The sequence below is a fragment of the Nocardia sp. NBC_00511 genome (genome assembly GCF_045161165.1).
GTDB lineage: Bacteria > Actinomycetota > Actinomycetes > Mycobacteriales > Mycobacteriaceae > Nocardia.
This window is the reverse complement of record NZ_CP107849.1, coordinates 2,482,585-2,507,965: the sequence shown is the minus strand read 5'-3', so window position 1 is coordinate 2,507,965 and position 25,381 is coordinate 2,482,585. Positions and strand designations below refer to the sequence as shown.

The 25,381-nt window shown below is 66.0% G+C and carries 25 protein-coding genes and 1 pseudogene; 15 read left to right on the top strand and 11 right to left on the bottom strand.

Going from position 1 to position 25,381, the window contains the following annotated elements; translation table 11 throughout:
- Positions 1–7 precede the first annotated feature (7 nt).
- The 7 genes and pseudogenes from nuoH to nuoN form a co-directional block, all read left to right on the top strand.
- Positions 8–1,198 (top strand): annotated as a pseudogene (nuoH, locus tag OG300_RS11905) (NADH-quinone oxidoreductase subunit NuoH); the annotation flags it as partial.
- Positions 1,193–1,768: an NADH-quinone oxidoreductase subunit NuoI gene (nuoI, locus tag OG300_RS11900; protein WP_405498531.1), complete on the top strand. Its 576-nt coding sequence runs from the start codon at positions 1,193–1,195 to the stop codon at positions 1,766–1,768. The pseudogene nuoH and the gene nuoI, both read left to right, overlap by 6 nt.
- Complete coding sequence (locus tag OG300_RS11895) at positions 1,765–2,631, top strand: NADH-quinone oxidoreductase subunit J (protein ID WP_405495123.1); 867 nt, start codon at positions 1,765–1,767, stop codon at positions 2,629–2,631. Before nuoI ends, OG300_RS11895 begins: the two co-directional genes overlap by 4 nt.
- Complete coding sequence (nuoK, locus tag OG300_RS11890; RefSeq protein ID WP_379352020.1) at positions 2,628–2,927, top strand: NADH-quinone oxidoreductase subunit NuoK; 300 nt, start codon at positions 2,628–2,630, stop codon at positions 2,925–2,927. The genes OG300_RS11895 and nuoK overlap by 4 nt, the downstream gene beginning before the upstream one ends.
- Positions 2,928–2,943: 16 nt before the next feature.
- The gene (nuoL, locus tag OG300_RS11885; RefSeq protein ID WP_405498530.1) at positions 2,944–4,818 is read left to right on the top strand and encodes an NADH-quinone oxidoreductase subunit L; all 1,875 of its coding nucleotides are present in this window, start codon (positions 2,944–2,946) and stop codon (positions 4,816–4,818) included.
- On the top strand, positions 4,815–6,431 hold the full coding sequence (locus tag OG300_RS11880) for an NADH-quinone oxidoreductase subunit M (protein WP_405495121.1): 1,617 nt from the start codon (positions 4,815–4,817) through the stop codon (positions 6,429–6,431). Before nuoL ends, OG300_RS11880 begins: the two co-directional genes overlap by 4 nt.
- Positions 6,428–8,062: an NADH-quinone oxidoreductase subunit NuoN gene (gene nuoN / locus OG300_RS11875; protein ID WP_405495119.1), complete on the top strand. Its 1,635-nt coding sequence runs from the start codon at positions 6,428–6,430 to the stop codon at positions 8,060–8,062. The genes OG300_RS11880 and nuoN overlap by 4 nt, the downstream gene beginning before the upstream one ends.
- Positions 8,063–8,140: 78 nt before the next feature.
- Here the strand turns inward: nuoN and OG300_RS11870 are convergent, their stop codons facing one another.
- Complete coding sequence (locus tag OG300_RS11870; RefSeq protein WP_405495117.1) at positions 8,141–8,476, bottom strand: cupin domain-containing protein; 336 nt, start codon at positions 8,474–8,476, stop codon at positions 8,141–8,143.
- 71 nt (positions 8,477–8,547) lie between these two features.
- Here OG300_RS11870 and OG300_RS11865 point away from each other — a divergent pair, with 71 nt between their 5' ends.
- Both OG300_RS11865 and OG300_RS11860 read left to right on the top strand, forming a co-directional pair.
- Complete coding sequence (locus tag OG300_RS11865) at positions 8,548–9,483, top strand: GlxA family transcriptional regulator (RefSeq protein ID WP_405495115.1); 936 nt, start codon at positions 8,548–8,550, stop codon at positions 9,481–9,483.
- Between the two features lie 62 nt (positions 9,484–9,545).
- A complete protein-coding gene (locus OG300_RS11860) occupies positions 9,546–10,337 on the top strand; it encodes a PIG-L deacetylase family protein (protein WP_405495113.1) in 792 nt (263 codons plus the stop codon).
- Positions 10,338–10,420: 83 nt separating this feature from the next.
- On the opposite strand, the gene OG300_RS11855 is transcribed toward OG300_RS11860, so the two are convergent.
- The 4 genes from OG300_RS11855 to OG300_RS11840 form a co-directional block, all read right to left on the bottom strand.
- Positions 10,421–10,729, bottom strand: coding sequence for a DUF6968 family protein (locus OG300_RS11855; RefSeq protein WP_405495111.1), 309 nt, complete (start codon positions 10,727–10,729; stop codon positions 10,421–10,423).
- 10 nt (positions 10,730–10,739) lie between these two features.
- Positions 10,740–10,973: a hypothetical protein gene (locus OG300_RS11850; RefSeq protein ID WP_405495109.1), complete on the bottom strand. Its 234-nt coding sequence runs from the start codon at positions 10,971–10,973 to the stop codon at positions 10,740–10,742.
- A gap of 94 nt (positions 10,974–11,067) precedes the next feature.
- Complete coding sequence (locus OG300_RS11845; protein ID WP_405495107.1) at positions 11,068–11,205, bottom strand: hypothetical protein; 138 nt, start codon at positions 11,203–11,205, stop codon at positions 11,068–11,070.
- Between the two features lie 116 nt (positions 11,206–11,321).
- On the bottom strand, positions 11,322–11,774 hold the full coding sequence (locus OG300_RS11840) for a hypothetical protein (protein ID WP_405495106.1): 453 nt from the start codon (positions 11,772–11,774) through the stop codon (positions 11,322–11,324).
- Positions 11,775–11,820: 46 nt separating this feature from the next.
- Between OG300_RS11840 and OG300_RS11835 the strand changes: the two genes are divergently transcribed.
- The 3 genes from OG300_RS11835 to OG300_RS11825 all read left to right on the top strand — a co-directional run bounded on the left by OG300_RS11835 (position 11,821) and on the right by OG300_RS11825 (position 15,304).
- The gene (locus tag OG300_RS11835) at positions 11,821–13,020 is read left to right on the top strand and encodes a helix-turn-helix domain-containing protein (RefSeq protein WP_405495104.1); all 1,200 of its coding nucleotides are present in this window, start codon (positions 11,821–11,823) and stop codon (positions 13,018–13,020) included.
- A 13-nt stretch (positions 13,021–13,033) separates the two neighbouring features.
- Entirely contained in the window at positions 13,034–13,597 is a 564-nt protein-coding gene (locus OG300_RS11830; protein WP_405495102.1) for a flavoprotein, read from the top strand.
- A gap of 240 nt (positions 13,598–13,837) precedes the next feature.
- Positions 13,838–15,304, top strand: a complete 1,467-nt coding sequence (locus OG300_RS11825) for a DUF222 domain-containing protein (RefSeq protein WP_405495100.1) — start codon at positions 13,838–13,840, stop codon at positions 15,302–15,304.
- Between the two features lie 722 nt (positions 15,305–16,026).
- Here the strand turns inward: OG300_RS11825 and OG300_RS11820 are convergent.
- From OG300_RS11820 to OG300_RS11810, 3 genes are all read right to left on the bottom strand, one after another.
- Positions 16,027–17,307 carry an RNA polymerase sigma factor gene (locus OG300_RS11820; protein ID WP_405495099.1) on the bottom strand — a complete coding sequence of 427 codons (1,281 nt, stop codon included), beginning with the start codon at positions 17,305–17,307 and terminating at the stop codon, positions 16,027–16,029.
- A gap of 12 nt (positions 17,308–17,319) precedes the next feature.
- Complete coding sequence (locus OG300_RS11815) at positions 17,320–17,739, bottom strand: YciI family protein (protein ID WP_405495097.1); 420 nt, start codon at positions 17,737–17,739, stop codon at positions 17,320–17,322.
- A gap of 115 nt (positions 17,740–17,854) precedes the next feature.
- Positions 17,855–18,256: a VOC family protein gene (locus tag OG300_RS11810; protein ID WP_405495095.1), complete on the bottom strand. Its 402-nt coding sequence runs from the start codon at positions 18,254–18,256 to the stop codon at positions 17,855–17,857.
- 154 nt (positions 18,257–18,410) lie between these two features.
- On the opposite strand from OG300_RS11810, the gene rox reads away from it, so the two are divergent.
- Together rox and OG300_RS11800 are read left to right on the top strand one after the other, a co-directional pair.
- Positions 18,411–19,838, top strand: a complete 1,428-nt coding sequence (gene rox, locus OG300_RS11805) for a rifampin monooxygenase (protein ID WP_405495093.1) — start codon at positions 18,411–18,413, stop codon at positions 19,836–19,838.
- A 171-nt stretch (positions 19,839–20,009) separates the two neighbouring features.
- Positions 20,010–21,629: an alpha-(1->6)-mannopyranosyltransferase A gene (locus tag OG300_RS11800; protein WP_405495091.1), complete on the top strand. Its 1,620-nt coding sequence runs from the start codon at positions 20,010–20,012 to the stop codon at positions 21,627–21,629.
- On the opposite strand, the gene OG300_RS11795 is transcribed toward OG300_RS11800, so the two are convergent.
- Positions 21,621–22,748, bottom strand: a complete 1,128-nt coding sequence (locus OG300_RS11795) for an FAD-dependent monooxygenase (protein ID WP_405495089.1) — start codon at positions 22,746–22,748, stop codon at positions 21,621–21,623. The two genes, OG300_RS11800 and OG300_RS11795, sit on opposite strands and share 9 nt — an antisense overlap.
- Positions 22,749–23,029: 281 nt before the next feature.
- Between OG300_RS11795 and OG300_RS11790 the strand changes: the two genes are divergently transcribed.
- On the top strand, positions 23,030–24,205 hold the full coding sequence (locus OG300_RS11790) for a cytochrome P450 (protein ID WP_405498529.1): 1,176 nt from the start codon (positions 23,030–23,032) through the stop codon (positions 24,203–24,205).
- 43 nt (positions 24,206–24,248) lie between these two features.
- Here OG300_RS11790 and infA read toward each other — a convergent pair whose 3' ends face one another.
- On the bottom strand, positions 24,249–24,482 hold the full coding sequence (infA, locus tag OG300_RS11785; RefSeq protein WP_405495087.1) for a translation initiation factor IF-1: 234 nt from the start codon (positions 24,480–24,482) through the stop codon (positions 24,249–24,251).
- A complete protein-coding gene (locus tag OG300_RS11780) occupies positions 24,479–25,231 on the bottom strand; it encodes a GNAT family N-acetyltransferase (RefSeq protein ID WP_405495085.1) in 753 nt (250 codons plus the stop codon). The genes infA and OG300_RS11780 overlap by 4 nt, the downstream gene beginning before the upstream one ends.
- Between the last annotated feature and the right edge of the window lie 150 nt (positions 25,232–25,381).

Sequence of the window (25,381 nt, the reverse complement as noted above, 5' to 3'; positions counted from 1 at the left end):
CCTGAGTATGTTCGGCCACGACCCGTGGTGGCTGGTGCTGATCAAATCGGTCGGCATCTTCGTGTTCCTGCTGCTCATCCCGATGCTGGCGGTGTACGCGGAACGAAAAGTGGTGGCGTTCATGCAGATGCGCGTCGGCCCCAACCGGGTCGGCCCGCGCGGTTCGCTGCAGTCCATCGCCGACGGCGTGAAGATGCTCCTCAAGGAGGACATCGTCCCGGCCATCGTGGACAAGCCGATCTTCATTCTCGCGCCGGTGATCGCGTTGATCCCGGCCGTGATGGCGTTCGCGGTCATCCCGTTCGGCCCGCAGGTCACCATGTTCGGGCACAAGACCCAGTTGCAGCTGACCGATATGCCGGTGGGCGTGCTCTACATCCTGGCCATGGCCTCGGTCGGCGTGTACGGAATCGTGCTGGCGGGCTGGGCTTCCGGCTCCACCTACCCGCTGCTGGGCGGGCTGCGCTCCACCGCGCAGGTCATCTCCTACGAGATCGCGATGGCGCTGTGCTTCGCGGCGGTGTTCCTGCTCTCGGGCACCATGGCCACCTCGGGAATCGTGCAGGCGCAGTACGGAACCTGGTACGTCTTCCTGCTGCTGCCCTCGTTCCTGATCTACGCGGTGTCCATGGTCGGTGAGACCAACCGCGCGCCCTTCGACCTCCCCGAGGCCGAGGGCGAGCTGGTCGGCGGCTTCCACACCGAGTACTCGTCGCTGAAGTTCGCCATGTTCATGATGGCCGAGTACATCAACATGGCAACGGTTTCCGCGCTGGCCACCACGCTGTTCTTCGGCGGCTGGCACGCGCCGTTCCCGATCAGCCTGTGGTCGGGCGCGAACTCCGGCTGGTACCCGATGATCTGGTTCGTCGCCAAGGTGTGGACGTTCCTGTTCGTGTTCATCTGGTTGCGCGGCACGCTGCCGCGACTGCGCTACGACCAGTTCATGAACCTGGGCTGGAAGCTGCTGATCCCGGTCTCGCTGGCCTGGGTGATGTTCGTCGCGACGCTGAAGGTGCTGCAGAACAACGGGGTTCACATCCAGACACCGGGCATGGTGATCGGCGGCATCGTCGTCGCACTGGTGCTGCTGGGCATGGTGCTGAAAGCCGGGCACGCGGGCGACGACCGCAGCAAGGCCGCGCCGGACGAGGACGCCACTCGCATGTACTCGGACTTCCCGGTGCCACCCATGCCCGCGACTCCGATGGCAGCCACCCCGAAACCCGGTCTGCTGGAACCGCTCGGCGGCTTCATGGTCACCGCGGCCACCATGTTCAAGAAGCCCAACACCGAGCACTACCCCGAGGTCAAGACGCCGACGCAGCCGCGCTATCACGGCCGCCACCAGCTCAATCGGCATCCCGACGGCCTCGAGAAGTGCATCGGCTGCGAGCTGTGCGCATGGGCATGCCCGGCCGACGCCATCTTCGTCGAAGGCGCGGACAACACCGAGGAGGAGCGCTTCTCCCCGGGTGAGCGCTACGGCCGCGTCTACCAGATCAACTACCTGCGCTGCATCGGCTGCGGCCTGTGCATCGAGGCCTGCCCGACGCGGGCGCTGACCATGACCAACGAGTACGAACTGGCTGACGACAACCGCGCCGACCTCATCCTCGAGAAGCAGAACCTGCTTGCGCCTATGCAGCCCGGCATGGTCGCCGCGCCGCACGCCATGTACCCCGGCGCGGACGAGGGCTCCTACTACCGCGGTGAAGTCCCCGGTGCGCCGAGCGAACTCACCGCCACGGAAGGGGTCAAGCGATGACCGGCCTCCTCGCCCAGTCCGGGCAGCAGATCGTCACCCACACCTCGACCGGTGAGGCCGTGCAGTTCTGGATCCTCGCGGTGATCGCGGTGGCCGGGGCGCTCGGCATGGTGTGCGCGCGCAAGGCCGTGCACTCGGCACTGTGCCTGGCCACCACCATGATCACGTTGTCCGCGTTCTACATCGCCCAGAGCGCACTGTTCCTGGGCATCGTGCAGATCGTCGTCTACACCGGCGCGGTCATGATGCTGTTCCTGTTCGTGCTGATGCTCGTCGGCGTGGATTCCGCTGAATCACTGCGGGAAACGTTGCGTGGACAGCGGCTCGCGGTGATCGTGGTCGGCATCGGATTCGGAATGCTGCTCATCGGCGGCATCGCGCGTGGTGTCGCGAGCAAGAGCGTCGCGGAGACCGGCCCCGGCCTCGGCGGCAACGACACCATCGGGGCGCTGGCCGAACTGATCTTCGTGCGCTACGTGTGGGCGTTCGAACTCACCGGCTCGCTGCTCATCACCGCCACCATCGGCGCGATGGTGCTGGCGCACCGCGAGAAGTTCGGTCCGCCAACCGATCAGCGCACCCTGTCCAAGCAGCGCTTCCGCGACGGCACCCGGGTCACGCCGCTGCCGACGCCCGGCGTGTACGCCCGCCACAACGCCGTCGACGCGCCCGCGCGGCTGCCGGACGGCTCCTTCGAGGAGCTGTCGGTCAGCACGATTCTGCGTCACCGCCGCAACCGCGCCCACACCGAAGCGGTCGTGCTGACCGTCGGCAGCGGCAGCGCCAATGAAAACGGCAGCGGGGACGGCGAAGCCGCGAACGGCAAGAACGGCAACGACTCCCACGAGGAAGGCTTGCGGTGAACCCGGACAACTATCTGTACCTCTCGGCCCTGCTCTTCACGATCGGGGCGGCCGGAGTGCTGGTGCGCCGCAACGCCATCGTGGTGTTCATGTGCATCGAGCTCATGCTCAACGCCGTCAACCTGGCCTTCGTCACCTTCGCGCGCGTGCACGGCAACCTCGACGGACAGGTCTTCGCGTTCTTCACCATGGTCGTGGCGGCCGCCGAAGTCGTTGTCGGCCTGGCCATCATCATGAGCATCTTCCGTGCCCGCCGCTCGACCTCGGTCGATGACGCCAGTCTGCTGAGGTACTGACGTGGACACCGCACAGATGATGCTGTGGCTGCTGCCGGCACTGCCCCTGGGTGGTGCCGTCTTCCTGCTGCTGCTGGGCAAGACCACCGACAAGTGGGGACACCTGCTCGGCACGGCGCTGGCGCTGGCCTCCTTCGGGGTCGCGGTGTGGGCGTTCACCGACATGCTCGACCGCACGAATTCGCTACGGGCCGTGCACTACAGCCTGTTCGAATGGCTGCCGGTGACCGGGCTGAAGGTCGACTTCGCGCTGCAACTCGACCAGCTGTCGATGTGCTTCGCGCTGCTGATCACCGGTGTCGGATCGCTGATCCACATCTATTCGATCGGCTACATGGCCCACGATCCGGGGCGGCGGCGCTTCTTCGCCTACCTCAACCTGTTCCTGGCCGCCATGCTGGTGCTGGTGCTCGCGGGCAACTACCTGGTGCTGTACCTGGGCTGGGAAGGCGTCGGCCTGGCGTCCTACCTGCTGATCGGATTCTGGTACCACAAGCCGTCCGCGGCGACGGCGGCCAAGAAGGCGTTCGTGGTCAACCGGGTCGGTGACATGGGTCTGGCGATCGCGCTGATGGTCATGTTCGCGACGTTCGGCAGCGTCGACTACGGGACGGTATTCGGGTCCGCGCATCTCGCCGGAACCGGAACCCTCACGGCCATCGGCCTTCTGCTGCTGCTCGGTGCGTGCGGCAAGTCCGCGCAGGTGCCGTTGCAGTCCTGGCTCGGTGACGCGATGGAGGGCCCGACCCCGGTGTCGGCGCTCATCCACGCGGCCACCATGGTCACCGCCGGTGTGTACCTGATCGCGCGCTCCAACCCGATCTTCGATCTGGCCCCGGGTGCGCGCGGTGCCGTAATGGCAGTCGGTGCAATCACTCTCATCTTCGGTGCGATCATCGGCTGTGCCAAGGACGACATCAAGAAGGCTCTCGCCGCCTCGACCATGAGCCAGATCGGCTACATGGTCCTCGCGGCCGGACTCGGGCCGATCGGCTACGCCGCCGCGATCATGCACCTGCTCACGCACGGGTTCTTCAAGGCCGGACTGTTCCTCGGCGCGGGCTCGGTCATGCACGCCATGAACGACGAAACCGACATGCGGCGCTACGGCGGGCTGCGCAAACTGCTGCCGGTCACCTACGTCACCTTCGGGCTGGGATACCTTGCGATCCTGGGTGTTCCGCCCTTCGCGGGGTTCTGGTCCAAGGACCGGATCATCGAGGCGGCGTTCACGCAGGGTGGGTTCGGCGGCATCGTCACCGGTATAGCGGCACTGTGCGGCGCGGGCATCACCGCCTTCTACATGACCCGGGTCATGATCTTCACCTTCTTCGGTGAGAAGCGGTGGAACGAGGGTACGCACCCGCACGAGTCCCCGGCGTCGATGACCGGCCCGATGATCCTGCTGGCCTTCGGATCCGTGTTCTCCGGCGCGATCTTCGCCTACGGGTCCTCGCTGCAGAACTGGCTGGCGCCGGTCGTCGGCACGCATCACGGCGAGCCGATCATCCCGGCCTGGTCGATCACGTTCTTCGCGCTCGCGGTCGTCGCGGCCGGTATCTGGGTCGCCTACGACCAGTACGCGTCGCACCCGATTCCCGAATCCGCGCCCGCCGCAACACCGCTCGTGGAGGCCGCTCGCCGCGACCTCTACGGTGACGCCGCCAACGAGGCCGCGTTCATGCGCCCCGGTCAGCATCTGACCCGGTCGCTGGTGTTCGTCGACAACCGCGGCATCGACGGTCTGGTCAACACGACCGCCGCCGTCATCGGCGGACTGTCCGCCCGAATCCGGCGCGTGCAGACCGGATTCGTGCGCTCCTACGCCCTGTCCATGTTCACCGGCGCGGCCCTGGTGGTCGCCGCCCTGCTGGTGGTGAGGTTCCTGTGAGTGAATTTCCTTGGCTCACCACGCTCTGGGTGGTCCCAATGGCCGGGGCGGCGCTCTCGCTGCTGTTCCCGGCCGGGTGGCGTACCGGAGTGCGGACGTTCGCGCTGCTGGTGTCCCTCGGGACCCTCGGGATCGCGATCTGGCTGGCGACCCAGTTCAAGAGTGGCGGCGAGCAGTACCAGTTCGTCGAAAAGCATGAATGGATACCGGCATTCGGTGCCGGGTACACGCTCGGCATCGACGGCATCGCGCTCGTGCTGGTGTTGCTCACCGTCGGACTCGTGCCGCTGCTGCTGCTCGCCGGATGGCAGGACGAACGCGAAGTCGGCTCCGGGCCGCGGGTCACGCACTTCTATGTGGCACTCACGCTGGTCGTCGAATCGATGGTGCTGATCTCGTTCACCTCGCTCGACATCCTGCTGTTCTACGTGTTCTTCGAGGTCATGCTGATCCCGATGTACTTCCTGATCGGCGGCTTCGGGCCGCGCACCGGGGACGTCACGGTGCGGCAGCAGCGGTCTCGGGCCGCGGTGAAGTTCCTGCTGTACAACCTGTTCGGCGGGCTGATCATGCTGGCCGCGGTGATCGGGCTGTACGTGATCACCGCGCGCGACAAGCTCGGGACCGACGGCGCGGGCACCTTCGACTTCCGGGTTGTGATGGAAGCGGCCAACTCCGGGCACCTCGGGGCCACCCCGGCTGTACTCAACGCGCTGTTCCTCGGATTCATGTTCGCCTTCGCGGTGAAGGCGCCGCTGTGGCCGCTGCACACCTGGCTGCCGGACGCCGCGGTCTCCGCGACACCGGCCAGCGCGGTGCTGATGATGGCGGTGGTCGACAAGGTCGGCACGTTCGGCATGCTGCGCTACTGCCTGCTGCTGTTCCCGCACGCCACATCGACTTACGCGCCGGTTATCAGCGTGCTCGCGGTCATCGGCGTCATCTACGGGGCGCTGCTGGCCATCGGTCAGACCGACGTGATGCGGCTGATCGCCTACACCTCGATCTCGCACTTCGGGTTCATCATCCTGGGCATCTTCGCGCTCACCACGCAGGGCGGCACCGGGGCGACGCTGTACATGGTCAACCACGGGATCTCCACGGCCGCACTGTTCTTGATCGCCGGATTCCTGGTGTCGCGTCGCGGCAGCAGGCTCATCGCCGAGTTCGGCGGGGTGCAGAAGGTCGCGCCGGTGCTGGCGGGCACCTTCTTCATCTCCGGTCTGGCCACCCTCTCGCTGCCCGGTCTCGCGCCGTTCATCAGCGAATTCATGGTGCTGATCGGCACATTCACGCGCTATCCGGTCGCCGCGATCCTGGCGTCCACCGCGCTGGTGCTGGCCGCGATCTACATCCTGTGGATGTACCAGCGGATGATGACCGGCCCGGTCAAGCAGGGCAACGATCGGCTCTACGATCTGCTGCCGCGCGAACTCGTCGTGGTGGTGCCGTTGATCGCGGCGCTGCTGTTCCTCGGCGCGTACCCGAAGCCCGTGCTCGATCGCATCGATCCGGCCGTGGCCCGCACCCTCACCACCATCGGACAGCATGATCCGGCACCGGCCGTGAAACCGGAAGCCGCCCAGACGAACACGGGAGGTGCCCACAAATGAGTGGAGGATTGCTCGCCGCGGTATTCGATTCACCGCTCGCCGCGACCGTTCCGGCGCCCAGCATCGAATACCGTGACATCTCGCCGATGCTGATCGTCTTCGGTGTCGCGGTCGCGGGCGTGCTGGTGGAAGCGTTCGCGCCCAGGCGCTTCCGCTATCCCAGCCATATGGTGCTGGCGCTCGGCGGTCTGGCCGTCGCGTTCGGCGCGGTGATCGGACTGCGTGACGTGTCGGAGACGGCGGTCGTCGGCGCGGTCGCCATCGACGGAGTGTCACTGTTCTTGCAAGGCACCATCCTGATCGTCGCCATCCTCGGGATCCTGTTCATCGGTGAACGCCGGGCCGACCGGATGACCGTCCGGCGCGAAGGCCCCGGCACCTGGAGCCTCACCGCATCCCGCGGCGGGGTCGACGCCTTCGCCCCGCAGGCCGCCTCCACCCCCGGCAGCCCCGACGAAATCGCCGCCACCCGAGCCGGAGTCGCCACCACCGAGGTCTTCCCGCTCACCCTGTTCGCGGTCGCCGGGCTCATGCTGTTCCCGGCCTCCAACGACCTGCTCACCATGTTCATCGCGCTCGAGGTGCTGTCGCTGCCGCTGTATCTGCTGTGTGGGTTGGCGCGGCGCAAGCGGCTGCTCTCGCAGGAGGCGGCGCTGAAATACTTCCTGCTGGGGGCGTTCTCGTCGGCGTTCTTCCTCTACGGGGTGGCGCTGCTGTACGGGTACTCGGGCACCATCAAGATGCAGGGCATCGCCGAGGCCGTCGGGCGTGACACCGGAAACTCGCACACCCTGGCCATTCTCGGGGTCGCGATGCTCGCGGTCGGGCTGCTGTTCAAGATCGGCGCGGTGCCGTTCCAGTCCTGGATTCCCGACGTCTACCAGGGCGCGCCCACCTCGATCACCGCGTTCATGGCCGCGGCGACCAAGATTTCGGCAGTCGGTGCACTGTTGCGCGTGCTGTACGTCGCGGTGCCCGCCCTGCGCAACGACTGGCGTCCGGTGCTGGCGGCCATCGCCATCGCCACCATGGTGGTCGGCGCGATCCTCGCCGTCACCCAGACCGACATGAAGCGCATGCTCGCGTATTCCTCTGTCGCACACGCCGGTTTCATCCTCACCGCCTTGGTGGCGGCCAACAAGTCAGGCGTCTCGTCGGTCCTGTTCTACCTCGCCGTCTACGGCCTCGGCACCCTCGGCGCCTTCGCGGTCGTCAGCCTGGTCCGCGACGCCGAAGGCGAAGAAGCCACCGCCCTCCCCGCCTGGGCGGGCATGGGCCGCCGCTCCCCCTGGCTGGCAACCATCTTCTCCCTGTTCCTGCTCTCCTTCGCCGGCATCCCACTCACCAGCGGGTTCATCGCCAAGTTCGGCGTCTTCACCGCCGCCACCTCCGGCGACGCCTCCACCCTGGTCATCGTCGGCGTAATCAGCAGCGCCATCGCGGCTTTCTTCTACATCCGCGTAATCGTGCTGATGTTCTTCACCGACGCCCCCAGCCCGGCTCCCACGGTGGTCTACCCGACTATGACAACCACTCTCATCGCCCTCACCGCCGCGACCACCCTGGTCCTCGGCATCTACCCGCAACCCCTCCTCGACCTGGCAAAGAACGCCTCGACCTTCGCTCACTGACCCCCAACCCCAACAGGCCCGCCGCGAATTCCGCGGCGGGCCTTTGTTTTTCTTGATAGCGCTCGGGCGGGACCGCCGCTAGCCCTCGGGGTAGAAGACGAAAAGTGTGCAGCCGATTGTGGTTGCGGGCACATGCCATGATCCGGCCGGTGCGTGCAGGAATGTTCCGGCGGGGTAATCGCGGGCGCCGTCATTGAAGATGCCCGCGACGACGTAGACCTCTTCCGGGCCGGGCGCGTGGATGTCTCGTCGTGGCCATGATGTGCCCGCGTCCATCTCCAGCACGTTTGCGTGCGCGCCGGATGGGCTCGACCAGAGCGGACGAACCCGGATGCCGGGGAAGAGTTCTCGGGTGGGGGCATCGTCGACAGAGGCATAGGCGTATCCGTCTTGAGTCAGAATCTCGGGGTGCATGCCGACCACGTTGCCGTCCGCAATGCCGTGACGACAGTGGCGAGTTGGACACCATCGGGTACTTTTCTGCCATGCATCGCGTGGTTGCCTTGGTTACGCCGGTGCAGCCGACATTCGAACTCGGCTGCGCCTTCGAGGTATTCGGCACGGTGCGAGCCGAGATACCGCAGCACTACGAGTTTGAGGTGTGCACCGAGACGCCCGGACCGGTACCGACCACGGCTGGGTACGCGATGTCGGTCACGCGAGGTCTCTCCGCGCTCGCGTCCGCGGACACTGTGCTCATTCCGGGTTGGTCGTCCACGGAGACACCGCTTTCGGATCGGGTGCGGCGCGCGTTGCTGCGGGCGCACGGCCGCGGTGCGCGACTCGTCACGATCTGCTCTGGTGTATTCGCACTGGCCCGAACGGGGTTGCTGGATGGTCGATCAGCGACAACACACTGGGCGCGGGCAGCGGAACTCGCCGCGCAGTTCCCGCTGATTCGGGTGGAGCCCGACGTCCTCTACGTGGACCACGGCGATGTCGCCACCAGTGCGGGTGCGGGCGCCGGTATGGATCTGTGCCTGCACCTGGTCCGGCAGGACCACGGTGCCGCGCACGCCGCGCTCATCGCACGGCACATGGTGATGCCGCCGCACCGCGAAGGCGGCCAGGCGCAATACGCCCCGCCCCCACCACCTTCGGACGCACTGGACGGCCTCCTCGAGTGGACGGCCGCACGGCTGGGGACGTCACTGTCGGTTGGCGATATGGCAGCGCACCTCAACGTCTCACCCCGCACCCTGGCCCGCCGCTTCACCGACCAACTAGGCACCAGCCCGGGCGCGTGGCTGCTATCGCGGCGAGTGATCGAGGCCCGCGCCTTACTGGAAGACACCGAACTCCCCGTGGACGCGATCGCAACCCGCGTCGGCCTCACCTCAGCAGTGAATCTGCGCCGCCGCTTCCGCAACCAGGTCGGCACCACGCCGGGCGCCTACCGACGAGCATTCCGAAACTCCTGACTGCGACCGCCATCGCCGGAGTTCGCCGATGAATCACGCAGTAGCACAGCCATACTGGTGCGGTGGCGACGATCGTGGCACTGCATGCGCACCCTGACGACGAGATCACGCTGACCGGTGGCACCCTCGCCAAGCTGGCGCTTGCGGGGCATCGCACGGTGATCGTGGTGGCCTGCGACGGGCATATGGAGCAGTTCGAGGGGGCCATTGCTCCCCGGCTCCTGGAATTGCGTGCGAGCGCGGCGATTCTCGGAGTAGCCAGGGTGGAACACCTCGGCTACGCAGACAGCGGACACGGCCCGATCCTGTATCCCAACCCGCCCGGCCGAACACTTTTCGTACGAGCAACTCCCGACGAGGCCGCCCAACGATTGGCCTCGATCCTCTCCGAAGAACGCGCGGACCTACTGTTGAGCTACGACCGAAACGGCGGCTACGGCCACCGCGACCACATTCGAGTTCACGAAGTCGGCCTACTCGCCGCCAAAATGGCAGGCATCCCACGAGTACTGAACGCGACACTGCCACGAGAACTATTGCAGCGCTTGACCACTCCAGCCCGCCTACTCGGATACGACGCCACAGAAATCCGCGACGGCTACACCCCTCGCGCAGACATCACCCACCGTATCGACGTCGGAGCCTTCGCAGCCCAGCGAATGAGCGCCCTGGCCGAACACCGCACCATCCTCGAAGGCCAAAGCCGCTTCGGCCGCATCGCGCGCACCCTCCGCCGAATCCCCGCACCGATTCAGACACGCATATTCCGGTGGGAATGGTTCGCCGAGGAAGGCCTGCGCCCCGAAACATCCGGACCACTCCCCGACATCTTGATACGACCGAATACGAGCTAGCTGAGTAGCGAAAAGCGCCCCGCCCCTGGGCAACTCCAGAGGCGGGGCGCTTGTCTGTGTGACGGGAGTGCGTCGATAGTCGGCTATTCGTCTTCGGCGTCGCGGCCGGGAGGCTGCACTGGGTATCCCGAGCCCTCCAACGCAGCCAGTGCGATTGTCATGGCGGATTCGAGGGCCTGCCACGAGTCGATACCGCGCCCAGGGTTGCCGGTGGCCCACGTCTCGCCGATGCCGTCGATCCGCCACGGGCACAGCCATATCCCGTCACGGTTCGAGTCTGGGCGTGGTTTGCCGATCGCGACGGTCACTGGCCCGCCGTGCTGCTGGGACTCGAGTTCGCGAGTGGCAACCGGTTCGCCGAACTCGCCGACGCCGTCAAATGTGGAAGGCATGGCAGGCACCTTAGCTGGGTTTGTTTCCGTAGGGGGAGGTCCACACCGGGCAGTTGCCCCTGTAGCACTCCGACAGCCACGAGGTGGCGTTCTTGAGACACAGCGCCTGATCGGGGCTCTGATAGGTGTAGGCGTCGTAGCACTCCTGGGAGTGCCATTTGTCCTGCGAGTCGCACCAATCCTTGTCGCCGTAGGTGCCCCCGGCGGCGGCGATTCCGACGCCGACCGCGAGCGTCGCGGCCATCGAGGATAGGAGCAGTCCGACACGAGAAGTATTGCGTAGCATTAGTTTTCCCTCACTACTCTTATTACCTGCCACCCGTTCGCCGGGTGGAAGTTCACAGCGTGTAACTGCCACCCTTGCTCGCCCACAGAGCACGACCTCGGGCTGTGAGCTGCCAACTGGCGGAGGCATTCTCGGCGATCCCACGCGCCTCGAGGCGGGTCAGCACGCGGCGCACGGAGTCCTCGGTCAACCGCACACCAGGACCTGACGGCGGGGCCGCGACCGCCCTCGCCACGCGGCCGATATCTGCCCCTTCACCAGCGTGCAAGGCCGCGACCACAGCGAAATCGGTGAGGTTGAGAGGAGTCAGGCCGGACATCCGTGCCGCCCTCCTCCGAAATAGCGGCCGTACGTCTCGCGCGCACAAGCTGTTTCGACATCACACGCGTGCATGATCCGATCCAGGGTGAGCGCGTCCATATGAGCCAAGGATGGTGTGATCACGGCGTCTACGTCGATTTCGCGCACCAGATCAATCAGTCCGAGCCGAGAGTCCTCGGGCGGCCACAGCAGCACATAGCCGAGCCGCCGCGCCAACCGTGAACACACCGCCTTGTCCCATTCCGGCGCTGTGGTCACGTCGTCGTTGATATGTCCGAGTGCTGTTGGTTCCCGCCTCACCGGTACCCCTCCGATGCATTTCTCTGCCCTTGTCTCGGTTGAAAGCGCCCGCCGCCGGGAGATGGCCTCGGCCGGAAGCGAATGCGTGGAGGTGAGCGTGCGCGCGAACTCAGGCGTGAGCTTCCACAGGATTGCCACACCAGCGGGTATTGAATGATCAGAGCAGACGGGTCACGCTGGAATGGTGACCGTGGAGCGACATTTCAGCATCGGTGCCCGTATCGCTGAGGTCCGCAGACTGCGCGGGTTGACGCAGCTCGCGCTTGCCCGGCGGGCGAGCGTTTCGAATTCGCTACTCAGCAAAGTGGAGTCCGGGGAACGTCCCGCGACGCACAGCCTGACTGCCGCTGTCGCACGCGCCTTGTCGGTGAGCGTGACCGATTTGACCGAGCAGCCCTACGGATCCCGCAACGCGCTGCCTAGCTCGGAGCAGGCAAGCGTGCCGGCGCTTCGGCAAGCGCTGGTCGAAGGTGACGACCCAGAGGTGGACACCGAGACCCGCACACTGGCCGACCTCGCGACAGCACTTGCCGAGGTAAAGGCATGGGACCGCAAGACCAAGCACGCCCAGGTGGTGGGGGCGCTGCCTGACGTGCTGCGCCACCTGCACCGCGCGTGCAATGAAATGCCCGCCGCGGGCCAACCGTCGGCCCGGGAAATGCTTTCTGCCGCATACTCTTACGCGGTCGTGTCGCTGTACCGCCTCGGTCACCTGGACCTGGCTCATCTCGCCGACGAACGCGCACGTGCGAATGCGGCCCTCGGTGGCGACCCATTGCGTGCCGCGACCGCCGAGTGGAACCATGCGCTGATCCTGCTGTTCGATGGGGCGTACAAGGGTGGCCTGCGAACCATCGGCCGCGCAGCCGATTACGCCGATCTCGCGCCTGTCACCGACGCATCCAAGGCGGTCCGGGGTGCGTTGGACCTGAGAGCCGCCGTGCTTGCTGCCCGCACCGGAAACTCCGACCTGGCCAACGACTATCTGAGTGCCGCCGCCACACGAACCATGGCCCAGCAGGAACAGGCAAATCACTATGGGACAAAGTTCTCCGCCGCCAACGTCGATATTCATCGTGTAGCGGTGCCGGTCGAATTGTCCGATGGCACAACCGCTGTCAGTCGTGCTGCAACCATCAAGCTGCCGCGTGGAGCCGCTCCAAGTCGTACCGGACACTATTTCATCGACCTGTCGCGGGCATGGTTGCTGCACGGCGACCGTACGCGCGCTCTGGAATCACTGAACACTGCCCGCGCCATCGCGCCGCAGCTGACCCGCTATCACCCGCAAGTCCACGAGATGGTTCGCGCTCTGGCAGTGAGCGATTCGCGTTCCACCACGAGCTTGTCGAACTTTGCGGCCTGGTGCGGGGTGCGTAGGTGAAACACTGGGGAGCATGAACGATCACGGGGCACCCGTTCTCTACGCCATCGTCACCGGTTCACCTGCCGCCCGCGATATCGGCAAGCTGGTGGATCTCGCGCAGGCCGACGGGTGGGAGGTGTGCGTGATCGCCTCCCCGGACGGTCGCCGGTTCATCGACACTGACGCCCTGGCGGCCAAGACCGGGCACCCGGTGCGCAGCCAGTACAAGGAACCTGACGCCCCGGACGTCCTGCCTCCGCCGGACGCGATGATCGTCGCGCCGCTCACCTGTAACTCGCTGGCCAAGTGGGCCGCTGGGATCTCGGACACCCTGCCCCTGGGTCTGCTGGTGGAGGCGGTCGGCAAACGGCTGCCCGTTGTCGCCATGCCGTTTTCGAATTGGGCGCAGATCAGCTTCCCCGCACTCCAGAACGCGATCCGCGACCTGTCCGAGTGGGGCGTGACGGTACTGGTCGGTGACGAGGTCTACAAGCAACACGAGCCCGGCACCGGCGCCGACTACATCCATCTATTTCCGTGGGACAAGGCGTGGGCCGCCGCATTGACGCACCCGTGGCATGCAGCCGAGCGGTAGCGATGGTTGCGGTGGCTTGATGGTATAGAGTCCCGCCAGCGTCGCCTGTCGACAATTCAGGCCCAGATGGAGCGGAACACACGCCAAATTGAACGCGCGCTAGCCATGCTCGAAATGCTGTGCGAGCACCACGGCCGACCCGTTTCGCCCCCGAGTTATCAAACGTGGGAAACTCTGAAACTAACTGAATCACAATATAATTCAGTCGATTCGGCGGTTTCTGCGGCGTAGAATTGGTTCATGATTTCGGGAGGGGGAACATTCGTAGCGACTGCCGCAGAACATGTGGCAGCCCTCTCCGATGACGTGGATTTCCTGGCCGAAGACAACCTCGACCCGATGTCGGATTCCGAGGTTGTCGAGTTGTTGCAGGAGATGGAGTCGTGCTCGCGCCGGATGGCCGCGGTGCAGCATCGGGTGCTCAATCAAATCGAAATGCGTGGCATCCCGGCGCAATCCGGGTTGAAGTCGATGCCACGCTTCCTGGAACACACCCTGCACCTCGGTGCTGCCGACGCACGCGCTCGGTGTCGGGCCGCGACCCTGCTCGGCATGCGCGAAGTGTCCGGACAGATGCTGCCACCGTGGCTGCCGTGGACCGCGGCCGCCCAATCGGTAGGGCTGGTGTCGGCTGAGCACGCTCGCGTCATCGGGCGCATCATGGACCGGCTGCCGGTGAAACTCGATGTCGAACAACGCGAAACCGTCGAATTCCAACTCGCCGAATTCGCCACCAACACCACTCCGGATGATCTGCCGAAAATCGGTGATCGGATCCTGGCTTACCTCGACCCGGACGGCAGCCTCACCGAGGACGAAGACCGTCAGCGTGGTCGTGGTGTCACGTTGGGTAAGCGGCGCGTGGATGGAATGTCGCCGCTGAGTGGTGAAATCACCACGACACTGCGTGAACTGCTCGAACCCGTTCTGGCCAAACTCGCCCGCCCCGGCATGTGCAACCCAGCCGACCCCGAAAGCCCGTGGGCTCCCGAGCATGTCGACCGCGATATCCTCGACGCTGCCGCAAACCGTGACCGGCGTTCGACGGCGCAACGCAATCATGATGCGCTGGTGGCATTCCTGCGCCCCGAACGCGGCCCCGCCAACCTCGGCGACCACCGCGGCCTGCCGGTCTCCACGATTCTCACGATGAGCTTGGCCGAGGTCGAAGCGCGGGCTGGTGTGGCGACCACCGCATCCGGCGGCAGCGTCCCGCTGCCGGAAGCGTTGCGCCTGGCCGAGAAGTCGACCCCGTTCCTGGCGATCTTCGACCACAACGGGATGCCCCTGCACCTGGGTAAGGTGCACCGCCTCGCCAACCCGGCACAGCGTCTGGCGTTGATCGCCGCAGAGCGTGGGTGCACGCGTCCTGGTTGCAACGCACCTGCGACGTTGGCTGCGGTGCATCACATCCGCGACTGGTCCAAGGGTGGCCCGACGGATATCGAGAATCTGACTTTGGCCTGCGATGCCTGCCACGCACTGGTCAACGACACCCCGACCGGCTGGAAAACGGTTGTCATGCCACCGGATTCACCATTCGCGGGCCGAACGGGTTGGATAGCGCCACCGCCCCTGGATCCGACTGGTATCCCGAAGGTCAACACCCGACATCACGTGGGCGAGTTGGCCGTGGCCACCCTCACCGACCTGCGCACCCGCGCCATCCGACATTCCCGGCGGCGCGCAGGACCACCCCGCGAATAGCATTTGCGGGCAGCGAAATAGCGATCGGACGGCGCCCGGTCGCAGGCTCGTGATCCAACCCGTATGACCCCGGCATCGAGCTATGCCTGGGCGCAGTCCCTGTGCCGAGGGCAATGCCGAAGTGGCATCCAGACGAGGGTCGGCGAACCGATTCAGCTACAGCTCTGCATGCCACGATGCTCAGGCCTCCTCTACCCAGGGATGTTCTGGCAGGTTCCGGGCGCTGGCGTTTCAGGGATTGGGCGGGGCGCTATTCCTCGTTTTGCGATGCCCTAGACCGCGATTAGGGCAATCGACTGATAGTCCGGCACGAGCGTCGGTCCCTAACATCGAAGCGTTCGGTGGGGAAGTACTCCCTATATCTCCAGCTGAGGGGGTCACTATGTGGTGGAAGCGGTCGGGGATTTTCGCGGATCCGCCAGTGACGCTCACGGGCCCGGAGCAGAGGCGGGGTGAGCATGCCGCGCGGAAAGCTGCGCGGGATGCGCAGCGGTCGGTGGGGCGGACCAGGAAGGGGCAGTATCGGCGCTATCGGGCGGGAGCTGGTGAGAAGTATCTTGATTGGCCGCGGTGGCGGGACGTTTACCTGCAGGAATATCGGCGTCGGGACATCAGCGATCGGGGGCAGGGTGTCGATTTTTCAGGAGGCGGATCCTCGTTCTAGTGCTGACGCGGATCGATACCCGAGCGCCTCGGTGCGTACGTTCAGCGCGGGCCCATTTCTAGGTCAGGTCGGCGAGCTTCTTGGTCAGGAGAGTGCGTTCGGATTCGTTCCCGCACAGGGCGATTGCGCGGTCGAGTTCGGTACGGGCCTCGGCGGTGCGGCCCGAACGGATGAGCAGTTCGGCGCGAACGCTGGGGAGTAGGTGCGAATTGGCCAGGGCGGCGGAGGTTTCGAGGTTGTCGACGAGGTCGAGGGCTGCGGCGGGCCCTTGAGCCATGGAGACTGCGACTGCGCGGTTGAGGTCGACGATCGGGGATGGTGCGAGGCGGCCCAGGGCTTCGTAGAGCAGGACTATGCGGTTCCAGTCGGTGGCGTCGACCGAGGGGGCGACGGCGTGGCATTCGGCGATGGCGGCTTGAATGCCGTAGGCGCCCAAGCCGCGGCCGACCTTGGTTGCCTGGTCCAGTGCGGCGCGGCCGCGGCGGATCGCCGCGTGATCCCAGCGGAGGCGGTTCTGGTGTTCGAGGAGGATCGGGTGGCCGTGGGCGTCGGTGCGGGCCGGGAAGCGTGCGGCCGTGAGTTCCAATAGGGCCAGCAGGCCGTGGACTTCGGGTTCGGCGGGTATCAGGCGGGACAGGACTCGGGCCAGGCGTTGGGCTTCGGCGGCCAGGTCCAGGCGGATCAGGTCGGGGCCGGAGGTGGCCGAGGAGCCTTCGGTGAAGATCACGTAGAGGACGCTGAGGACCGAGCCGAGGCGTTCGTGGCGGTCCTGGGCGGAGGGGACGGCGAACGGAACACGGGCTGCGGCAAGGGTTTTCTTGGCTCGGGTGATGCGGGCCTGGACGGTCGCGGTCGGCGTCAGGAAGGCCTTGGCGATCTCGTCGCTGGACAGACCGCCGACCACGCGCAGGGTGAGAGCGATGCGGGCCTCACGGGTCAGCACGGGATGGCAGGCGATGAAGATCAGCGCGAGGACATCGTCATCGACCTGGTCGGGGTCCCAGAGTGGTTCGGAGTCAACAACTTCCGTGGCCGGACCGCCGGCGGCGACCCCGCCCTCGCCCAGATCGCGGGCGAGGACGGAGTACCGGTCGTCGAGGGCGGAGCGGCGGCGGAACGCGTCGATGGCGCGCCGCCGCCCGACCGTCAGCAACCAACCGGCGGGATTGTGCGGCACCCCGTCCCGCGGCCAGTTCACCAGCGCCTCGGCCAATGCCTCCTGCGCGAGGTCCTCGGCCAGCGCGAAGTCGCCGGTGTAGCGCGCGAGCGCGCCGACGATTCGCGCGGACTCGATCCGCCAGACGGCGGCGACGGCCTCGCGGCCGGTGGTATCGACCATCTGCTCAGCGCCTTACAGCTGTCCGGTGGCTTCGCGCCACGCCCGTTCCTTCTGGACCCACTCGTTGTCCTGCGGGAATTCGTCGATGGTCGTCACCCGACGGATCTCGGTCTTGAAGCCCGCCCCGAACGACGGTGCGCGCCGCGCCCATTCGACGGCCTCCTCCTTGGAGGCGACATTCAGCAGGTAGAACCCGCCGAACAGTTCCTTCGTCTCGCCGTACGGGCCATCGGTGACGACGGGCGGCTCGGACGAATAGTCCACCACCACACCCTCTTCTGGCCCGTCGAGCCCCTCGGCCGCGAGCAGCACCCCGGCGCGGATCATCTCGTCGTTGAACCGGCCGACGGTCTCGATCATCTTCTCGAAGTCGGCGTTCGCCATCGACGCGTTGCCCTCGTCGCTGGCCCGCCAGATCAGCATGTACTTCACGATCGTTCTCCTTTTCCGGGTCGCTGTCCGACCCTCTCACTTCAAGGTCGAACGGCAAACCCGACAGATCGACACGGCCCCGAAGAAACTTTTTCGCGACGTTGTCGCAGAGCCACTACCAGCCGGTGGTCTGGTTGATCGCGATCAGATTGCCGTCAGCCGCACGCAGCACCGCGAGCCTGCTGCCGGGCATATCGACGATTCCGGTCGCCGGGTCGCCGTTGGTGACGACGGCGGTGCCGATCTCGGCGAGGGAACCGTCGGCGACCTCGCCGAGCGCCGTCGCGCCCGCCGCGATCATCTCCTGATGCGCGACGGCGATATCGTCGACGTTCCAGAAGGGCAGCGGGAATTGGACCCACGGCTTCGAGGACAGCGCGATGCCGGTCGCGTACATGGCATAGTCAGCGGTTCGGAAGACCGGATCGTCTCCGAGCAGTGCGGTGAACGCTTTGACGCTGGCATCCAAATCCGTTGCGGGATAGACGGCATTGGCGAAACCGGTGATGCGATTCATGTCTGCTCCTGTGGTGATGGCTCGCCCCGAAGGTTAACAGAGCGAATGCTCTATTACTCGGCCGCTTTCGGTGCGATCCGGGTCGTACCGCAGAATTTCCACCGAAGCCAGAATCGGTCGGCCGATCGGCCGCCTCGCCGAACAAGGGGATTTGATGATCGACGTGATCGTGGCAGGCGGCGGACCGACCGGATTGATGCTGGCGGGCGAGTTGCGGCTGCACGGCGTGCAGGTCCTGGTGCTGGAGAAGGACACCGAACCGACCGGGCAGGTGCGCTCACTGGGCCTGCATGTACGCAGTGTCGAGGTGATGGATCAGCGCGGACTGCTGGAACGGTTTCTCGCGCTGGGCAAGCAGCATCCGATCGGCGGGTTCTTCGCGGGCATCGTCAAACCGCGACCCGAACAGTTGGACACCGCGCACCCCTACACCCTCGGTATCCCGCAGAACCTCACCGAACGGCTGCTGCTCGAGCACGCGGTCCACCTCGGGGCCGAGATCCGTCGTGGGGCCGAACTGATCGGGTTGAGTCAGGACCGGGACGGGGTGACCGTCGAGTTGAGCGACGGCACCCGACTGCGCTCGCGCTATCTCGTCGGCTGCGACGGCGGCCGCAGCACGGTCCGCAAGCTGCTCGGCATCGAATTCCCCGGGGAGCCCGCCCGATCCGAATGGCTGCTGGGCGAGATGGAGTTGACCGCGACACCGGAAGTGGTGCTCGCGGTGATGACCGAGGTCCGCAAGACCGAAAAGGGTTTCGGCGCAGGACCTTCCGGTGACGGGATCTACCGTGTCGTGGTGCCCGCCGAAACGGTCGTCGAGGATCGCTCGGTCCCGCCGACTCTCGAGGAGTTCAAGCAGCGACTGAATGTGGTCGCGGGCACCGACTTCGGCGTGCACTCCCCGCGCTGGCTCTCACGCTTCGGCGACGCCACCCGGCTCGCCGACCGCTATCGGGTGGACCGGGTGCTACTGGCGGGCGACGCCGCGCACGTCCATCCGCCGATGGGTGGCCAGGGTCTCAACCTGGGAGTTCAGGACGCATTCAACCTTGGCTGGAAACTCGCCGCGGAAATCGACGGCTGGGCACCGGAAGAACTGCTGGACAGCTACGAATCCGAGCGCCGCCCGGTAGCCGACGACGCACTGAACAGCACCCGCGTGCAATCCGAGCTCATGTCGGCCACGCCCGGTCCACAGTCCGTGCGCCGACTGCTGTCGGAACTGATGGACCTCGACGAGGTGAACCGCTACCTGACCGAGAAGATCACCGCGATCGGAATCCGCTACGACCTCGGCGCGGGACACGAGCTGCTCGGGCGGCGACTGCGCGACATCGAATTGAAGCGCGGTCGCCTCTACTCGTTCCTGCACGGCGGGCGCGGCCTACTGCTCGATCAGACCGGGCGACTCTCGGTGGCGGGCTGGGCAGATCGCATCGACCACATCGTCGACGTCAGCGACGAACTGGCGGTGCCCGCGGTGCTGCTGCGGCCGGACGGATACATCGCGTGGGTCGGTGACGATCAGCAGGATCTGCTCGGCTCGCTGCCCGACTGGTTCGGCGCTCCCACGAATTGAACGCACTGCCCGACAGCCCCGAAATCCCGAAACGGTTGGTGCAGGACCGGTCTGGACTATTTCCATTGCTTACTATTTCGCGGCCGAGGCGGTAGCGTCGAGCACCTTGACCGGTGGTGAACGACAAGTAGATATTCCCCGCCGCCAGCCATTCAGGGGGATCGAAAACGCATGGCAGACTCCGAAACTCGTGCTGTCGCCACACCAGCGACGGCCGCGTTCGCAGACTTTGCCCGCAGCCCCGAGGGACATCACGCGATCTCCGGTTTCCTCGGCGCGATCATGATCACCGTCGGCGGGTTCGGCGCGGGCGCCACCCGCGTGCACGATCCACTGCTGGAGGCGCTGCACCTGTCGTGGCTGCGGTTCGGCCACGGCTACGGGCTGTCCACCATCGTCATCTGGATCGGCGTGTTGCTGATGATCGCTTCGTGGGTGCGTTTGGGCCGCACCATGATCGGCACCGGCGACAGCCCCGGCACCGAGGTGACGCTGAACGAATTGCGCGCCATCGTCGGTATCTGGAGTGCCCCACTGTTGTTCGCGGTGCCCATGTTCAGCCGCGACGCTTACTCCTACCTGGCACAGGGCGCCCTGCTGCGCGACGGCTTCGACCCGTATGCGGTGGGGCCGGTCGCCAATCCCGGTGTGCTGCTGGACAATGTGAGCCAGGTGTGGACCACGACCACCGCGCCGTACGGTCCGGTCTTCCTGCTGCTGGCCCGCGCGGTCACCAGCATCACCGGTGACAATGTCGTCGCGGGCACCATCGCGATGCGACTGGTGATGCTCCCTGGGCTCGCGCTGATGATGTGGGCGGTGCCGTATCTGACCAGGCACCTCGGCGGAAAGCCCACGATCGCACTGTGGCTCGCGGTGCTCAACCCGCTGGTGCTGATCCACCTCTTCGGTGGCGTGCACAACGAGATGCTGATGGTCGGGCTGATGTGCGCGGCCATCGCGCTCATGCTCGAGCGACACCATGTGGCTGGGATCGTGGTGCTCTCGATAGGCGTGGCCATCAAGGCGACCGCTGGTGTCGCGCTGCCGTTCCTGGTGTGGATCTGGATGCTGCACGAGCGGCAGCGTCGGGCCGCCGAATCGACCGAGGACACCACACATCCCGCGCTGATGTTCGCCAAGATCGGCGGGCTGGGCCTGACGGTGTTCGCCGCGGTCTTCGCGGCCGCGTCGGCGAGCGCGGGTGTCGGCATCGGCTGGCTGACCGCACTGTCGGGGTCGAAGAAGATCATCCAGTGGCTCTCGCTGCCGACGATCATCCGCAATGTCATCACCTGGGTGACGCCGCTCAATCCCGACAAGCTGCTCGACCCGATCCGATCCCTGTGCATGCTGGCGCTGGCCGCCATGCTGGTCTGGACCTGGTGGCGATTCCGGCACAGCGAGCGAGAAGCGGTGCTGGGCATCGTGATCGCCTTCGTCGGCATCGTCATCCTCTCCCCCGCCGCACTGCCCTGGTACTACTCCTGGCCGCTGGCGCTGGCCGCCGGTTTCGCACTGTCCACCAATACTCTGATGGCGCTCGTCGGCCTGTGCACCTGGCTGATGCTGGTGTTCAACCCGGACGGCAACCACGGCCTGGACAACTTCTGGCACGTCGCCGCAGCCACCTTCGTGGCGGTGGTCGCAGCGACGTCACTGCGAATCGTCGACCCGCTGCGCCTGCGCTCGGGACCGACCACCACCCCTGATTCGGCGCTCACCGCGATCCCCGAAATCTCGGTGCCCACCGCCGCGCTGGGAGTCCGCACGGTCGAGCAGTCACGGTAAGACATTGCTGTCTGCCGTCGAGCTCGGCCCCGTCGGCGGCTGCCAGCCGTGAACGGTCCGCTTGTTGTTGGAGCGGAACATCCGGATCGCCACGCCGTTGGGTGTAGCCATCAACGCCGCGTCGCGAACCGCGGCCAGCAGCCCGGATCCCGGTGAGCTGAAACGCATTCCGTGCCGCGACAGCAGGCTCATCCTCGCGACCCGAGGTCGCCGGGCGGCCGAATACGCAGCCAGATCCGGGGCGCAGGCCGCCAGCGTGACGGCGTCCTCGAGCGCCATGCCCGCGCCCTGTCCGAGTGTGGGCCGCATCGCGTGCGCGGCATCACCGACCAGCACGACGCGGTCATTCCACAGTCGGCGTGGCACCGGGATCTCCAGCAGTTCATCGGTGACGATGCGAGACGGATCGGCGGCGGCGATCACCTGTGCCACCGGATCCGGCCAGTCGGCGAAGTGTTCCAGGCTCGAGATCCCGGGCCGGGCCGCCGCGAACACGTAGGTCCGCTCACCCGCCATCGGCACCACCCCGAATTCGGCGTGACTGCCCAGGATTACGCCGACCGGGTCGGGTGCGGGAGTGTCGAGGACCCACCGCCACGCGGTCATCCCCGTCCGTCGAACCGGCCCCGCCTGCGGCCACAGGCGCTGACGGACCACACTGTTCACCCCGTCGGCTCCGACCACGAGATCATATTGAACTGTGTCCGACTCAGTTTCGATCCGACCGTCGGCGTGCACCCCGATCACCCGATTGCCCGAACGCACGCATTCCGCGGGGACAGCAGCGGCCAGGATCGCGATCAGGTCGGCTCGATGCAGGACGGCGATAGGTCCGAAGAAGTCGGTCACCTGGGCGTCGACCAGCACCCTGCCGTGCTGAGCGCGCGACAGTGCGCGACGATCGGCGATGACCGAGGCCCGCACCCTCTCACCCACGCCGAGCAGATCCAGCGCGGTCAAGGCATTGGCGGCCAGGGTGATTCCCGCACCCACCTCACCGAATCGCGCTGCCTGCTCGTAGACCGTCACGTCCCATCCGGCCGCACGCAAGCCGATCGCAGTGGACAATCCACCGATCCCGCCACCGATGATTCCGGCCCGTCCGACGACTCCACCCATTGCCGATCCCCCTGATTCTTCAGTTTCGGTGATCGTAAATCTCTGTCCGCGAGCGTGTCTCGCGGCTGTGCGACTCGACACAGCCGGAGGCGATACCCGAGCGTGATGCTGAGCCGATGTCGAGGCGCCCGACGCTGGGAGTCGGCTGGGCGTGAAACCCGGTGCTGTGGAGAAACATTCAGTGTTGATCATCACTTAACAAGCAAGTGCTTGTTCGGCGGCGCTGGGGTGTTGATGATCATGGGATCGTGTCGGTGATCTGTGGGAGGGGCCCAGTGGGGCTGCAATTCGACCTGTATGACTTTTCGATCAACCAGGACCCGTATCCGGTCTACGCGCGGCTGCGGGAGGAGGCTCCGGTTTTTCGCAACGAGGAGCTGGACTTCTGGGCGGTGTCACGGCACGCCGAAGTCAGTGCGGCACTGCGGGATACGCGCAGGTACTCCAACTCGCACGGGGTGCTGCTCGAAGAAGGGGCGTGGGATCCCGAAGTGGCCCCGAGGTTCCTGTCCTTCCTGGCGATGGACGCGCCGCAGCACACCCGGATGCGAACCCTGGTGTCGCGCGGATTCACCCCGCGCCGGATCGCGGAGTTGGAGGACCGCATCAGGGGCATCGTGCGCGGGTACCTGGACGCGGCTCTGCAATCCGACGAATTCGACCTGGTGAGCGACCTCGTCGGGCGAGTGCCGACAGACGTGATCTGCGAACTGACCGGCATCCCGGAGTCGGACTGGCCCGCCGTCGGTCGGATGATGATCGACGTGATGTACCGGGTGGACGGTGTGCCCGGCATTCCACCCGAAGCGATGGAGGCGGCCATCGGACTGTTCGGCCACTACGCCGAGATCCTCGCCGATCGACGCAAAAGTCCAGGCGAGGACATGATCTCGGCCCTGGTGAACGCCTCAGTCGACGGAGATCGCCTCACCGACGAAGAGATCATCGGTTTCATGTTCCTGATGATCGGGGCGGGCAACCAGACCACCGCTCATCTGCTCGGCAATGCCTGGTACTGGGCGTGGCGAAATCCCTTGCAGCGTAAGGCCGGACTCGGTGGGCGCGTCACCGACTGGATCGAGGAATCGCTGCGCTACGACCATCCGTCCCCCGCGTCGGCCCGGCTGCTCACCGAGGAGGTCACGCTGAACGGCGTGACCATTCCCGCCGGAGAACGGGTCCTGCTGCTGTTGGGTTCGGCCAACCGGGACCCTCGGGTCTTTCCCGATCCCGAGCGCTTCGACCTCGATCGGGACACCAGGTCGATGCTGACTTTCGGTGCCGGCCCGCACTTCTGCCTCGGATCCGCGCTGGCCAGACTGGAAGCCAGGGTGGTCCTCGAGGAACTGGCGGCCCACGTCAGCGACTACGACATCGACGAGCAACGGGCCGTGCGCACCCACGCGGCCAGCGTGCACGGCTTCACCGCACTACCGACCACGCTCACCCTGCGCTGAGGACCGCGGCGGCCGGACGAGTGTCCGGCCGCCGCGAGCACTCTCAGTTCCGATACCGGAACAGGATCCGCCCGCGGGTGAGGTCGTAGGGGCTCAGCTCCACGAGCACCCGGTCCTCGGGCAGGATCTTGATGTAGTTCTTCCGGATCTTCCCGCTGATGTGCGCGAGCACCTTGTGCCCGTTGGGCAGTTCCACCGTGAAGGTGGCATTGCGCAGGCACTCGACGACGGTGCCCTGGATCTCGATACCTTTGCCGTTTTTGGAAGGACTCGTCATCGCAGCACCAACTCCAGATTGCTGCTCATCCGGCGAGCACCGATACCGTCGAACAACGCCAGCGCCGCCGCGTTCGATTCATTGATTTCCGTTGACGCCGTGCGGATTCCACGCTCATGCAGCACACCCAGTGAGTGCGCCAGCAGTGCCCGGGCGATGCCCTGGCGGTGTCGGTCGGATCGGACCGCGAGCAGTCCGATCCGAGGCAGCCGGGTCACCTGAACGACCCTGATCAGCCCGACGTATTCACCGGCCTGCGTGGCCACGGCATACTTCGACGGATCGACCAGCGTGTCCCCGTCTCGGCGCGGTATCACCTCGGCGGGCATCTGCTGCCAGCCGACGGACGCCTCGACTTCGTCGCGGATCGCCCGATCCAACGCCCGCAGCGGACCCTCCTGCACCGTTCCGGCCGCGAGGATCGCCACGTCGTCCGGCAGCGTCGAGCCGAGTCCGGTGACCGCCGGATCGGTGGGAACCAGGTACTCCCACTCCCGTCGCCGAGTGGCGAATCCGACTCTCTCCCAACCGGATCTGATTTGTTCGTCGGTCTCGTCGACCACTGTGTACAGCGGTTGCGCGAGGTCTTCCACCATCGCGGCGGCCAGCTGGTCGAAGACCGAGCCGTGCCAGGAATCGATGCTGACGAAACTGCGTCCGTCGGGCCGATCCGACACGTCCGCACTGCCGACGACCCGCTCGTTTTCGATTGCGTGCCACTGCGAGTCAGCGACCCGCCGGATAGCCACGATGGGTTCTTCCCCACCAGCGGCAGAATTGATTGAATTCATGGGCTTGCCTCTCAGGATGCCTTGTCAGGCGCTCCCGGTGGCGAAACCTAAAACGTTCGCCCAACCGTGTTGAGGGGGAGCACCCAGTTCGATACGACGTACACGGGA

Excerpts from the sequence above, each read along its gene's own strand:
- OG300_RS11865 (WP_405495115.1), top strand. The coding sequence starts at position 8,548 with ATGCATCGCGTGGTTGCCTTGGTTACGCCGGTGCAGCCGACATTCGAA.
- infA (WP_405495087.1), bottom strand. The coding sequence starts at position 24,482 with ATGACGAGTCCTTCCAAAAACGGCAAAGGTATCGAGATCCAGGGCACC.
- OG300_RS11895 (WP_405495123.1), top strand. The coding sequence starts at position 1,765 with ATGACCGGCCTCCTCGCCCAGTCCGGGCAGCAGATCGTCACCCACACC.
- nuoN (WP_405495119.1), top strand. The coding sequence starts at position 6,428 with ATGAGTGGAGGATTGCTCGCCGCGGTATTCGATTCACCGCTCGCCGCG.
- OG300_RS11855 (WP_405495111.1), bottom strand. The coding sequence starts at position 10,729 with ATGCCTTCCACATTTGACGGCGTCGGCGAGTTCGGCGAACCGGTTGCC.
- OG300_RS11850 (WP_405495109.1), bottom strand. The coding sequence starts at position 10,973 with ATGGCCGCGACGCTCGCGGTCGGCGTCGGAATCGCCGCCGCCGGGGGC.
- nuoI (WP_405498531.1), top strand. The coding sequence starts at position 1,193 with ATGCCCGCGACTCCGATGGCAGCCACCCCGAAACCCGGTCTGCTGGAA.
- OG300_RS11820 (WP_405495099.1), bottom strand. The coding sequence starts at position 17,307 with ATGGTCGATACCACCGGCCGCGAGGCCGTCGCCGCCGTCTGGCGGATC.
- nuoL (WP_405498530.1), top strand. The coding sequence starts at position 2,944 with ATGATGCTGTGGCTGCTGCCGGCACTGCCCCTGGGTGGTGCCGTCTTC.
- OG300_RS11870 (WP_405495117.1), bottom strand. The coding sequence starts at position 8,476 with ATGCACCCCGAGATTCTGACTCAAGACGGATACGCCTATGCCTCTGTC.
- OG300_RS11795 (WP_405495089.1), bottom strand. The coding sequence starts at position 22,748 with ATGGGTGGAGTCGTCGGACGGGCCGGAATCATCGGTGGCGGGATCGGT.
- OG300_RS11800 (WP_405495091.1), top strand. The coding sequence starts at position 20,010 with ATGGCAGACTCCGAAACTCGTGCTGTCGCCACACCAGCGACGGCCGCG.
- OG300_RS11825 (WP_405495100.1), top strand. The coding sequence starts at position 13,838 with ATGATTTCGGGAGGGGGAACATTCGTAGCGACTGCCGCAGAACATGTG.
- OG300_RS11830 (WP_405495102.1), top strand. The coding sequence starts at position 13,034 with ATGAACGATCACGGGGCACCCGTTCTCTACGCCATCGTCACCGGTTCA.
- rox (WP_405495093.1), top strand. The coding sequence starts at position 18,411 with ATGATCGACGTGATCGTGGCAGGCGGCGGACCGACCGGATTGATGCTG.
- OG300_RS11810 (WP_405495095.1), bottom strand. The coding sequence starts at position 18,256 with ATGAATCGCATCACCGGTTTCGCCAATGCCGTCTATCCCGCAACGGAT.